Here is a 12,837-nt window from a genome sequence, read left to right as displayed (position 1 = left end):
ATCCGCTCGTCGAGGTGCCGCATGAGACATGATGAGGCCGCCCCCCGGTGTCGCGGGAGGCGGCCTCATCTGTCCATGCGCGGGGCGGCTACTCGCTCGCCACCGCCCGCGACAGCGTCTCGCCGCGGAAGAAGGCCGGGCGCTTGCGCCACTGCCAGAGCATCACCACGATGCCGCCGAGCAGCACGACCATGCCGAGCACGAACACGAGGCCGACGCCGCCGACCGACGAGCCCGAGCCGTACTCGGGGTCCATCGAGTCGATGAGGGTGGTGAAGAACAGCACCGCGAGGATCACGCCGCCGATGAGCGGCGCGAGCAGGGTGTAGATCACGTTGCGAGCCGACTTCCACCACACCTTGCGGAAGAACCACACGCAGGCGAACGCCGTGATGCCGTAGTAGAAGCAGATCATCATGCCGAGGGCCGTGATCGTGTCCCACAGCACGTTCTCGCTGAGCAGGCGCATGACCGCGTAGAACACCGATGCGACGATCGCCGACACGATGGTCGCGTAGCCGGGGGTGAAGAACCTCGGGCTGACGCTCGCGAACTTCTCGGGGATCGCGCCGTAGTGGCCCATCGCGAGCAGCGTGCGCGCGGGCGACACGAAGGTCGACTGCAGGCTCGACGCCGAGCTCGTGAGCACCGCGAGCGAGACGAGCACCGCGAGCGGGCCCAGGATCGGCCCCGCGAGGTGGAAGAACACGTTGTCCTGGATGTCGGGGTTGCCGAGGCCGTACTCGCCGGTGCCGACGCCCGCGAAGGCGATGAGCGAGACCGAGATGAGCAGGTAGAGCACCACGATGGTGACGACCGTGATCGTCGCCGCGCGGCCCGGTGTCTTGTCGGACCCCTTCGTCTCCTCGTTCATCGTGAGGGTGACGTCCCAGCCCCAGAAGATGAAGATCGAGAGCGAGAGGCCCGCGGCGAACGCCGAGAACGAGTCGATCGCGAACGGGTTGAACCACGAGAGCTCGATCGGCGTCGCGTCGAAGGCGTTGCCGTTGGCGGTCTCGACGAGCGCCGCGACCGAGAAGGTCACGAGCACGGCGACCTGGAACCCGACCAGCCAGTACTGCAGCTTCTGGGTCGTCTGCATGTCGCGGTACGAGATCCACGTCGCGCCGAGCATGAACAGCAGGCAGACCGCGACGTTGATGAACGGGTTCGTCGCGATCTCCGCGATCTCGGGGTTGCCCGAGACCTGCGCGATGAGCAGGAACAGGAAGTCGACCGCGATGCCAGCGAGGTTCGAGAGCACGAGGATCGTGGCCGCGACGAGGCCCCAGCCGGCCATCCAGCCCACCCAGGGGCCGAAGGCGCGCGTGGCCCACGTGAACGAGGTGCCCGAATCGGGCATGCGCTTGTTGAGCTCGCGGTAGCCGAGCGCGACGAGCAGCATCGGGATGAACCCGACGAGGATGATCGCCGGCACCTGCACGCCGACCTCGGACACGGTCGGCCCGAGCGCCGCGGTCAGCGTGTACGCCGGCGCGATGCACGAGATGCCGATGACGATCGCGCCGATGAGGCCGACCGATCCGGCCGAGAGGCCCTTCTTCGAGATGCCGCCCTGTTCGGACGCATCGACGGCGGCGCTCGCGGAGGTCAGCGGGGCGCCCGACGTGGGATCGGGTCGGTTCGTCATGATGACGCCTTTCCGGTGGTGCGCGGCCCTGTGGAACGCGGCTCGGTGGTGCTGCGCGGCACGACGATCATCGGCACCGGGAGTTCGCGGAGCATCTTCGACGCCGTCGAACCGAGGAACAGGTGGCTGGGCCTGGCCAGGCGGCTCGACGCCACGAGCACGATCTCGCCCTCGTGCCAGTTCAGGCTCCGCACGGCGGCCTCGATCGTGTCGCCCGTCGCCACCTCGGCCGTGGCCTCGACGCCGGCTGGCAGCGCGCGCTCGGCGGCTTCGAGCACCTCGTCGGCGTGGGCCGTGCCCGTGAGCTCGGCGAGGCCCTCGTCCATGCCGGAGGGCAGGTCGATCGGCACGAGCGAGAGCAACCGCAGCGGTGCACGCAGGGTCGCGGTCATGCGCACGGCCGCATCGAGCAGCACCCCGGCACCGGGGCGGGACCCGAGGGCCGCCGTGACGCGGGAGACGCCGACGGATGCCGCGAGCTCGCGGGAGCCGGCGGGTGCGAGCGCCACCGGCACGTCCGACGAGTGCAGCAGCTCGTTGGCGACCGACCCGATGCGCGAACGCCCGAGGATGCCGCCGCGGGCAGCTCCCACGACGATGAGCGACGCGCCGAACTCGTGCGCGGCCGCGATGAGCCCCTCGGCGAACGACTCCGCGTAGCGCACGTGCAGCGACTGCGCGACGTCGGCATCCAGCCCGGCGGATGCCTCGGACAGCCAGGCGCGCGAGCGCGCCTTGAGGTGGCGCTCGTAGCCGATGTCCGACGGCACCGTGCTCGAACGGGCCTCGCTCGGGAGCACCATCACGACGTCGAGCTGCGCCTCGCTCGCCGTGGCGAGCCTCGTCGCGAGGGCGAGCGCGTCGGCGCCGCTGTCATTGGCCGTGTAGCCGACCACGATGCGGCGCTGCGGCGCGTCCTGCCCCGACGTCGCCGTCGTCGACGATGCCCCCGCGTCCATCAGTCGTCCGCCAGGATCGCTGCGGCGACCTCGCGGCCGACGCGGATCGCGCCGTCGACGTGCTGGTAGCCCTTGCCGGCCAGGTCGCTGCACGAGAAGTGGATCGGGCCGACGGGCTTGCGCAGGTCGGCACCGTACCGGGCGAGGCCGCCCATGTCGAAGCTCGCCGCGTACGCGCCGCGGGTCCACTCCTCCGAGCCCCAGTCGCTCTCGTAGTAGACGACCGGGTTCTTCGCCTGCTCGCCGTAGTAGTGCGACAGCGACTCGAGGATGCGCGCCTTGCGCTCCTCGGCGCCGAGCGCGAAGACGCCGTCGGCCTCCTCATCGGAGACGAAGCCGACGAGCGTGCCGCGCGGGTCGGCGTGGTTCGTGTTGTCGTAGGCCTCGTGCACGAGCTCGTACGGGCTGAAGGCCGTGCCGCTGAGCCCGTCGGCGCGCCAGAACGGCGTCTCGTAGACGGCGTGCACCTTGATGACGAAGCCCATCGAGAGGTGCTGGTGCAGCTGGTGCTGGCGGCGGGGCAGCGGCGGCTCGTACGAGATGCGGCTGATGAGCACCGGGGCGAGGGCGAGGATCACGCGCTTCGCGTGCACCTCGAGGTCGTCGGTCACGGCCGTGACGCCGGCATCCGGGTGCTCGGGGTTCCAGCGGAGCTTGCGCACCGGCTGGCCGAGGCGCACCGCGCCGCCGAGCCGCTCGGCGAGGAGCAGCGGCACCTGCTGCAGGCCGCCGACGACGCGCTGGTCGAGGATGAAGTCGGCGTCGACGAGGTTCGAGAACGAGCCTGCCGAGGCGGCCATGAGCAGTGCCTGCAGCGCGGAGAACGCGTGCGCGGGCTTGGTGAGCATGGCGCCGGCGATGAACATGCCGATGTTGAGCTTGGCCTCTTCATCGTCGGTCTGCGTGCCGAGCCACTCGGCGAACGAGACCTCGTCGAGCTCCTTCGCGCGCGGGTGGGCCCACGGAGCGTCGGGGTCGATCTCGGCGACGAGCGTGTCGAGCTTCTCGATGAGGCCGACGATCTCGCCCTCGGTCTTCGCGGGCACCGGGAAGATGTCGCCCTCGAAGAGGCGGCGTTCGCCGGTCTCGCCGATGTAGACGTTCTCGCCCTCGCGGTAGCGCGAGTACGTCTCGAGCCCGAGCTCCTCGATCGTCTCGATCAGGGCGTCCTGGTCGGGCGAGACCCACTGGCCGCCGATCTCGAGCATGGCGCCCTCGATGTCGTCGGTCCAGAGGCGGCCGCCGATGCGGTCGCGCGCCTCGAGCACGACGACGGACTTGCCGGCCGCCTTCAGCTTGTTCGCGGCGGTGAGGCCCGAGGCCCCGGCGCCGACGATGACGACGTCGCAGTCGATGCGTTCCATGGTGGTTCTTTCGCTTTCGGTTCGCGTGTTCCCGCGTGACGCGCGGGGTTCGAGATGGGGGCGAGCGGATGCCGCGGCGCGACGCTGCGACATCCGCTCGACGGGTTCAGTCCACCGGGACGAGCGTGTACTTCGTGTCGAGGTACTCGTGGATGCCCTCGAGCCCGCCCTCGCGGCCGATGCCCGACTGCTTCACGCCGCCGAACGGTGCGGCGGCGTTCGAGACGAGGCCCGTGTTGAGGCCCATCATGCCGGTGGCGAGGCGTTCGATCATGCGGTGACCGCGCGCCAGGTCCTGGGTGAAGACGTACGAGATGAGGCCGTACTCGGTGTCGTTGGCGAGGCGGACGGCCTCGTCCTCGTCGGAGAAGGTCGAGATGCCGAGCACCGGCCCGAAGATCTCCTCGGCGAGCAGGCGGCTGCCGGCCGCGACGCCCGCGAGCACGGTCGGCGCGTAGAACGTGCCGTCGCCGTCGATGATGCGGGTGCCGCCGGTGAGCACGCTCGCGCCGCGCGAGACGGCGTCCTGCACGAGCGCGTCGGTCGACTCGACCGCCTTGTCGTCGATGAGGGGGCCGATGTTGACGCCCTCCTCGGTGCCGCGGCCGACCTTCATGGCCTTGACGCGCTCGGCGATGCGGTTTGCGAACTCATCGGCGACCGACTCGTGCACGATGAACCGGTTCGCGGCGGTGCACGCCTGGCCGATGTTGCGGAACTTCGCGACGAGGGCGCCCTCGACCGCCTTGTCGAGGTCGGCGTCGCCGAAGACCACGAACGGGGCGTTGCCGCCGAGCTCCATGCTCGTGCGGAGGATGCCGGTGGCGGCCTGCTTCATCAGGGCGCGGCCGACCTCGGTCGAGCCCGTGAAGCTCAGCTTGCGCAGGCGCGGGTCCTCGATGATCGGGCCGGAGACCTTCGACGAGGTCGACGTCGGGATGACGTTGACGACGCCCTTCGGCAGCCCGGCCTCCTCGAGCAGCTGCACGAACGCGATGGTCGTGAGCGGCGTGAGCGCCGGGGGCTTGATGACGACGGTGCAGCCGGCGGCGAGCGCGGGGGCGATCTTGCGGGTCGCCATCGCGAGCGGGAAGTTCCACGGGGTGATGAAGAACGACGGGCCGACGGGGCGCTGCGAGACGATCATGCGACCGGTGCCCTCGGGGTTCAGCCCGTAGCGGCCGGAGATGCGCACGGCCTCCTCGCTGAACCAGCGCAGGAACTCGCCGCCGTAGACGACCTCGCCGCGCGCCTCGGCGAGGGGCTTGCCCATCTCGAGGGTCATCAGCAGCGCGAACTCCTCCTTGCGCTCCTGCAGCAGGTCGAACGCCTTGCGCAGCAGTTCGCCGCGCACGCGGGGCGCGGTGGCCGCCCATGAGTCCTGCGCGGCCACGGCGGCATCGAGGGCGCGGATGCCGTCGGCGGGCGAGGCGTCGGCGATCTCCTTGATCGTGGCGCCGGTCGCGGGGTCGTGCACGGCCAGGGTCTTGCCGCCCTCGGCGTCGACCCAGTCGCCGCCGATGAAGAGGCGGGTCTCGACGGAGCCGAGGATGGTCGATTCGAGCGTTGCGTTCGTCATATGCGTGTGACTTCCGTTCGATGTCTCGTGCAGGTCATGCCGGCCATGCAGTTCGTGCGGTTCGTGCCGTGGTCCGACCCGAGTCGGCCGCCGCCCTGCGGGGACGGACGACTCGGGCTGGAAGACGTCGGATCAGGGGTAGAGGCCGCGGAGGCGGTGCGCATCGGCCACGCGTTCGACGGCGAGCGCCGTTGCCGCGGTGCGAAGCGAGAGCCCCCTGGTCTCGGCGTACCCGAGCACGTGCTGCCACGCGCTGAGCATCCGCTCCTCCAGTCTGGACTCCACCTCGTCGGCGCGCCACCAGTAGGCCTGATTCGCCTGCACCCACTCGAAGTACGAGACGATCACGCCGCCGGCGTTCGCGAGGATGTCGGGCACGACGAGCACGCCGCGCTCGCGCAGGATCGCGTCGGCGGTGGGCGTCGTCGGGCCGTTCGCGCCCTCGACGATGACGCGGGCGCGCACGTCGCGGGCGTTGGACTCGTGCAGCACGCCCTCGACGGCGGCGGGCACGAGCAGGTCGACGTCGAGCGTGAGCAGCTGGGCGCCGTCGATGGGCTCGCCGCCGGCGAAGCCGACGACCGAGCCGGTCTCGCGCACGTGGTCGTTCAGCGCCTCGATGTCGAGGCCCGCCGCGTTGAACACGGCGCCGTACTGGTCGCTCGCCCCGGCGATGCGCACGCCCGCCTCGGAGAGGAACCGCGCGGCATCCGCACCGACCTTGCCGAAGCCCTGCACGGCGGCGGTCGAGCGCGAGGGCTCGAGGCCGACGTGCCGGAGCGCGGCGAGGGCGATGTGGGTCACGCCCCGGCTCGTCGCCGAGGCGCGACCCAGCGAACCGCCGAGCGCGATGGGCTTGCCGGTCACGATGCCGGGCACCGTGTAGCCGCTGGTCACGGAGTAGGTGTCCATGATCCAGGCCATCGTCTGCTCGTCGGTTCCGATGTCGGGCGCGGGGATGTCGCGCTCCGGGCCGATGATCGGCAGGATCTCGCTCGTGTAGCGGCGGGTCACGCGCTCGAGCTCGGCCTTGGAGTGCTCGCGGGGGTCGATCGCGATCCCGCCCTTGGCGCCGCCGTACGGCACGTCGAGCAGGGCGCACTTCCAGGTCATCCACATCGCGAGGGCTCGCACCTCGTCGATGTTGACGTTCGGCGCGTACCGCAGGCCGCCCTTGGCCGGGCCGCGCGAGAAGTTGTGCTGCACGCGGTGGCCGACGTACAGGCGGCTCTCGCCCGAGTCCATGCGCAGCGGCACGGCGACGGTGAGCTCACGACGCGGGGTGGCGAGCATGCGGTGCAGGCCGTCGTTGTAGCCGAGCAGGGCGACGGCCTCGGCGAGCTGCGAGCGCGCGTCGGTGAGCGGGGTGGCGATGTGGTCCACGGATGCCGCGGCATCCGTCGTGCGTGCAGTCGACGTCGTCGTCGCCGCGAGCAGGTCGGTCATGCGTTCTTGAGTCCTTCCGCGACGACCTGCAGGCCCTCGATGAGGAGGTCGTCGGTGATGGTGAGTGGGGGGAGGAAGCGGATCACGTTGCCGTAGGTTCCGCAGGTGAGCACGAGCACGCCCTGCGAGTGGGCGTACGCGGCGACCTTGTTGGTGAGTGCCGCGTCCGGTGCGCCGGTCGCGGGGTCGACGAGCTCGATCGCGACCAGCGCGCCGCGGCCGCGGACGTCGCCGATGCGGGCGTCGGTCGTGCGCAGGGCGTTCAGGCGGCCGATCAGCACGGTGCCGATCTCCTTGGCCCGCTCGATGAGGCCGTCCTGCTCGTACGTCTCGATCGAGGCGAGGGCGGCGGCGCAGGCGAGCGGGTTGCCCGCGTAGGTGCCGCCGAGCCCGCCGGCGCCCGCGGCGTCCATGATCTCGGCGCGGCCGGTGACCGCGGAGAGCGGCAGCCCGCCCGCGATGCCCTTGGCGGTGGTGATGAGGTCGGGCACGATGCCCTCGTGGTCGCTCGCGAACCAGGCGCCGGTGCGGCCGAAGCCGGTCTGCACCTCGTCGGCGATGAACACGACGTCGTTCGCGCGGCACCACTCGACGAGGGCCGGGAGGAAGCCGGCGGCGGGCACGATGAAGCCGCCCTCGCCCTGGATGGGCTCGATGATCAGCGCGGCGAGGTTCTCGGCGCCGATCTGCTTCTCGATCTGCAGGATGGCGCGCGCGGCCGCCTCGGCACCGCTGAGCCCGCCGTCGCGGAAGGGGTAGCTGAGCGGCACGCGGTACACCTCGGGCGCGAACGGGCCGAAGCCGTTCTTGTACGGGATGTTCTTCGCGGTCAGGCCCATGGTGAGGTTCGTGCGGCCGTGGTAGGCGTGGTCGAACGCGACGACGGCCTGCTTCTTCGTGTAGGCGCGGGCGATCTTCACGGCGTTCTCGACGGCTTCGGCGCCGGAGTTGAACAGGGCGGTGCGCTTGTCGTGGTCGCCGGGGGTGAGTTCGTTGAGCTTCTCGGCGACGTCGACGTAGGAGTCGTACGGGGCGACCGTGAAGCAGGTGTGCGTGAAGGCGTTCAGCTGCGCGGTGACGGCCTCGACGACGCGCGGGTTGGCGTTGCCGACGCCCGTGACGGCGATGCCGGACCCGAGGTCGATGATGGAATTGCCGTCGGCGTCGACGAGCACTCCACCGCCGCCGGCGACGATCGCGACGGGAATGGTGGTGCCGACGCCCGAGGCGACGGCCGCGGCCTTGCGCGCCATGAGCTCCTGCGAGCGCGGGCCCGGAATGGCGGTGACGAGGCGGCGCTCCTGCGGGAGCGACGGTCCTCCGGTGACGGTGACCGTGGTGTCGACGATGGTCATGACGGGCTCCTCTTCAAGGTGACGACGGTGGCGGTGCGCCCAATGCTAGGTCGCGACATCCGGATGCCGCACCGCCCCGTCGTACACTTCGAACCCGTTTCATCGACACCACGTACAAGCTCGCGGGGTCGACGAAACCGTCAGCGCCTGGCCAGCTGCCTCCGGTCCTCGAGGTCCTGCGCGGCGACCGCGCGGGTGTCCGGAGCCACGGGCGGCGCCGACGGAACCACGTCGGCCGTTCCGACGCCGGGGATCGGGTTGCGACGCTTCGCCCGCCCGATCGCGAGGAGCGAGACGGCCCACTGCAGCCCGTAGCCGATCGCGAAGACGAGCAGCGTGAAGATCAGCGCCATCGCCGCACCCTGGTCGGGCTGGTAGAGCTGCGCCGACCGCGGGCTGATCATCGCGTACATGTACACCGACAGCGGCCGCGACTCGGGCGTCGCGAGGAACGCCGGCAGCGTGAACTCGTTGGTGCCGAGCACGAACATCTGGATCCACACCGCGAACACCGTCGGCATGAGCAGCGGGGCGACGATGCGGCGGAAGCCCTCGAGCGGGCTGGCGCCGCTGACGAGCGCCGCCTCCTCGAGCTCCATGCGGATCTGCAGGGTCGCGCTGTACCCGGCGCGGTAGGCGATCGACACGCGGTACGAGTACGCGAGGATCAGCGCCACGATGGTGCCGGCCAGCGGGATCACCGGGTTGATCACCATGAACGTGAGGAACATCGCGAAGCCCGCGATGACCGCCGGGATCGCGACCGACGACGAGGCGAAGAGGTCGACGGCCTTCGTCCAGCCGGTGCGCCTGGCCCTCGCGATGCCGTAGGCGAGCACCGTCGCCGCAACGCAGGCGATGGTGGCGCTGCCGCCGGCGATGACGAGGGTGCGCCCGAGGGAGGCCCAGAACTCGGGGTCGGCGAGCACCGCCCCGAACGAGCCGAACTGAGTCTGCGTCGCGAGCGCCTCGAACGAGAACGCGATCGGGTACGGCGTGATCGCCGACCAGAGCAGGGCGAACAGCGGCAGGATCGCGGTGAGCAGCACGAAGACGAAGATCGCGAGCATCACCGGGACCTTCCACGGCCCGAGCTTCATGACCGTGGGCCGGAAGCCCTTGCCCGAGATCGAGGCGCGCCGCTCGGCGTTGCGGGTCGCGCGGAGGTAGACGACGAACGCGATCGTCGTGATCACGAGGAACACGCAGCCCCAGGCCGCCGCGAGACCGTACTGCGGCAGCTCCCCCGCGCCGGCGCTGATGAGGTTCCAGAGCTTCAGCGCGAAGATCGACGTGCCCGACTCCTGGCCGAACAGCAGTGGCACCTCGAGGCTGCCGAGTCCGAGGATGAACGTGAGCACGGCCACGCCGAGCAGGCCGGGCCAGAGCATCGGCAGCGTGACGCGACGCAGCGTCTTGGGCCACGAGGCGCCCGAGACGCGCGCGGACTCCTCGAGGGAGCCGTCCATGCTCGTGAGGATCGGCACGATCATCAGGTACGGGAACGTCACGTTCGTGAGCGCCTGGATCGCCGTCATCGTGACGAACGAGTAGGGGTCGATCACGAGGTCGCCCGGCAGCAGGCGCAGCAGCTGGTTCAGCACGCCCGACTCGGGCGAGAGCATCAGCAGGTACGCCTGCGCCTTGACGATCGGCGGAATGATGAACGGCACCACGACGAGCACGGAGATCACGCGTCGCAGCGGGGCGTCGGTGCGCACCGTCACCCAGGCCAGCCCGAACGCCATCAGGAGCGAGAGCACGGTCGACCCGCCCACGAAGGCGGCGGTCGAGCCGAGCACGGCCCAGAAGTCGTCGCGCAGGCTCCAGAGGGTGACGAAGTTCTCGACCGACCACTTCGCGGTCGAGACGCCGAACGGCAGGAACGGACCACGGAAGGCCGTGATCACCTGTACGGCCAAGGGGATCGCGAGGAGGAGGAAGATCACCGCTCCGGCGATGATCGTCGCGATCTTCATCGAGGTCGGCCGAGTGCGCTCGACCTTCGTGGTCCGTCCTGCCTGTGACACGAGTTATCCGTTCAGTGCCGCGTCGGCGGCGTTGATCATGGCGATCCAGTCATCGCGGGTGTCGACGGTCTCGGTGATCGCCCCGCCCTGCAGGCCCTCGAGCAGCGCGGTGGAGTTGGTCTGCATGAGCCCGGTGGCCGAGTCGAACAGCGAGGTGGGCAGGCCCGGGTACGGCACCTGCGTCGTCGAGAAGCGCTCGTCGGTCATGCGCAGCTCGAGCCAGTCGGGGTTGTACGCGTTCCAGAGCGACCACAGCATGCCGCCGGCCGGGTTCTTCGCATCGACGTTGACGCCCGAGAACTGGGCGAAGACGCCGGCATCCTCATAGGGCGAGACCGACAGGCTCGGGTTCGGGTTGAAGAGCGTCTGGCCGAGCGCGATCGGCACGTCGCCGCTCGAGAGCGGCGAGTCCTGGTCCTCGAGCACCTGCAGGTTGCCCGACGACTTCAGCTCGCCGATCAGGTCGACCATCGCGTCTTCGCCCTGGTCCATGCCGTAGCCGGCGAAGACGTTCGCGTTGTAGCTCGCGACCGAGACCTTGCCCGCGTACTCGGGCGCGAGGAGGCCCTCGAGGGTGTCGGGCGCCTCGGCCTTGTCGGTGTTGACCTGCATGAGCGAGCCGTTCACGCTGTCCGGCAGCGTCTCGGGGGCGCCGATCGTGAAGAACTCCGACGGGACGCCGAACTCGGTCCAGTCGACATCCGCCCAATAGCCCTCGTCGGTCATGGTCGCCGCCGACACGAGGGAGCCCGAGATGACGTCGGTGTTGCGCGAGCCCGTGGCCTTGGCCGAGATGATGGCCGACGACAGGTTGTAGGTGAGGCCGCGCGTCTCGATCTTCAGGTCGGGGTAGACCGCGTTGAACTCGGCGATGACGTTGGGCGAGAGCTCGTACCAGTCCCAGATCACCAGGCGGCCGCCGTCGGTCTGCTTCGCCGTCTCGTAGAGGGCGTCCATCTGCTTCGAGATCTCGGGCCAGAAGTCGTCGTAGAAGTTCTCGCAGCGCGTGACCGCGCCGACCTCGACGGCATCGCACGCGGCGAGCTCGACCGGTCCGTCCGACGGCTCGATGGGGCCGGATGCGGCCGATCCCGCCGAACTGCAGGAGCTGAGCAGCAGCATTCCCGCGGCCGCGAGGGCCACCATTCCGTTCCGTGCTGTGGGTGATGTCATGATCCGGGTTTCCTTTCTCGGTGGCGCTCTTCCTTGGGGTGGTGCGGATGGTGCGGCGTTCCGGTGGTGCGGGTGGTGCGGCTTGCGGATGTCGCGGCGTGCGGGTGGTGCGGCGTGCGGGTGGCGCGCCTAGGCCGCCAGCACGCGGCAGGCGTGCGGCGCGAGTTCGATGAAGACGGTGCTGCCGGTGGAGGGCGAGTCCAGTGGGGCTCCACGGGCGACGAGGGTGCCGACGACGGTCTCGCCGTGCAGCACCTCGACCTCGTACTCGACGATCTCGCCGAGGAACTCGACCCGCACGACCCTGGCGGGCAGCACGTTCGGGCGGTCGGGGCGGGTCTCGTGCCAGCGCACGCTCTCGGGCCGGAAGGTCACGGTGACGTCGCTGCCGGTTCCGATGCCGCTCGGGCATGGCGTCACCAGTCGGGTTCCGAACGCCTCGACGAGCGCAGCGCCGTCGGCGTCGCGGTCGCGCACGACGGCCGGGATCATGTTGACCCGGCCCACGAAGTCGGCCACGAAGCGATCGGCCGGCTGGTAGTAGAGGTCGCGCGGTGCCGCCTCCTGCACGATGCGGCCCTGGTTCATCACGGCCACGCGGTCCGACATCGACAGCGCCTCGGACTGGTCGTGCGTGACGTAGAGCGCCGTGATGCCGAGGCGCTGCTGCAGGGAGCGCAGCTCGTTGCGCATCGTGTCGCGGAGCTTCGCGTCGAGGTTGCTCAGCGGCTCGTCGAGCAGCAGCAGCTTCGGGCGGTGCGCGAGCGCACGGGCGAGGGCGAGGCGCTGCTGCTGGCCGCCCGAGAGGGCGGTGGCGGGCCGGTGGGCGTAGGCGTCGAGCTGCACGAGCTCGAGCGCCTCCATCGCGCGCTTCCTCGCCTCCTTCTTGGGCAGCTTCGCCGCGGCGACCTGGAGCGGGAAGATCGCGTTCGCGAACACGGTCATGTGCGGCCAGATCGCGTAGTTCTGGAACACCATGCCGATGTCGCGCTTGTCGGGCGAGATGTGCCGGGTACCGGTGGAGAGCAGGTTGCCGTCGAGCGAGATCTCGCCGCCGTTGCTGTTCTCGAGGCCGGCGACGCATCGCAGGGTCGTCGTCTTGCCGCAGCCCGACGGGCCGAGCAGCGACGTGAACGTGCCGGGCTCGATGGTGAAGGTGACGCCCTTGACGACCGGCACCTCGGCGCCGTCGAGCTCGTAGTGCTTCTCGAGGCCGTCGACGACGAGCCGACCGCCTCCGCTTTCGTGCGTCATTTCCTGCTCAACTTTCGGTGGCGAGT

Annotated in this window: 9 protein-coding genes; all 9 read right to left on the bottom strand. The window is 70.2% G+C overall.

Translation table 11 applies throughout. From position 1 onward, the window contains the following. Nucleotides 1-88: 88 nt before the first annotated feature. Nucleotides 89-1,651, bottom strand: a complete 1,563-nt coding sequence (locus ABIC29_RS01660) for an APC family permease (protein ID WP_116080567.1) — start codon at nucleotides 1,649-1,651, stop codon at nucleotides 89-91. Beyond that, entirely contained in the window at nucleotides 1,648-2,610 is a 963-nt protein-coding gene (locus tag ABIC29_RS01655; RefSeq protein ID WP_116080566.1) for a universal stress protein, read from the bottom strand. The genes ABIC29_RS01660 and ABIC29_RS01655 overlap by 4 nt, the downstream gene beginning before the upstream one ends. Next, nucleotides 2,610-3,974: a flavin monoamine oxidase family protein gene (locus ABIC29_RS01650; RefSeq protein ID WP_116080565.1), complete on the bottom strand. Its 1,365-nt coding sequence runs from the start codon at nucleotides 3,972-3,974 to the stop codon at nucleotides 2,610-2,612. The genes ABIC29_RS01655 and ABIC29_RS01650 overlap by 1 nt, the downstream gene beginning before the upstream one ends. Before the next feature lie 106 nt (nucleotides 3,975-4,080). Further along, entirely contained in the window at nucleotides 4,081-5,553 is a 1,473-nt protein-coding gene (locus ABIC29_RS01645) for an NAD-dependent succinate-semialdehyde dehydrogenase (protein WP_116080564.1), read from the bottom strand. 132 nt (nucleotides 5,554-5,685) lie between these two features. Then, nucleotides 5,686-6,999 carry a Glu/Leu/Phe/Val family dehydrogenase gene (locus ABIC29_RS01640; RefSeq protein ID WP_116080563.1) on the bottom strand — a complete coding sequence of 438 codons (1,314 nt, stop codon included), beginning with the start codon at nucleotides 6,997-6,999 and terminating at the stop codon, nucleotides 5,686-5,688. Continuing rightward, the gene (gabT, locus tag ABIC29_RS01635) at nucleotides 6,996-8,354 is read right to left on the bottom strand and encodes a 4-aminobutyrate--2-oxoglutarate transaminase (RefSeq protein ID WP_354242138.1); all 1,359 of its coding nucleotides are present in this window, start codon (nucleotides 8,352-8,354) and stop codon (nucleotides 6,996-6,998) included. The genes ABIC29_RS01640 and gabT overlap by 4 nt, the downstream gene beginning before the upstream one ends. A 140-nt stretch (nucleotides 8,355-8,494) precedes the next feature. Then, the gene (locus ABIC29_RS01630; protein ID WP_354242135.1) at nucleotides 8,495-10,384 is read right to left on the bottom strand and encodes an ABC transporter permease; all 1,890 of its coding nucleotides are present in this window, start codon (nucleotides 10,382-10,384) and stop codon (nucleotides 8,495-8,497) included. A gap of 3 nt (nucleotides 10,385-10,387) precedes the next feature. Further along, on the bottom strand, nucleotides 10,388-11,557 hold the full coding sequence (locus ABIC29_RS01625; protein WP_354242132.1) for a hypothetical protein: 1,170 nt from the start codon (nucleotides 11,555-11,557) through the stop codon (nucleotides 10,388-10,390). 129 nt (nucleotides 11,558-11,686) lie between these two features. Continuing rightward, complete coding sequence (locus ABIC29_RS01620) at nucleotides 11,687-12,811, bottom strand: ABC transporter ATP-binding protein (protein ID WP_116080559.1); 1,125 nt, start codon at nucleotides 12,809-12,811, stop codon at nucleotides 11,687-11,689. Nucleotides 12,812-12,837: the final 26 nt, after the last annotated feature.

Origin of the sequence: Agromyces sp. PvR057, assembly GCF_040547485.1 — a bacterium.
Lineage (GTDB): Bacteria > Actinomycetota > Actinomycetes > Actinomycetales > Microbacteriaceae > Agromyces.
The sequence above is the reverse complement of the archived record's forward strand: the minus strand, read 5'-3'. Positions and strand labels throughout refer to the sequence as shown.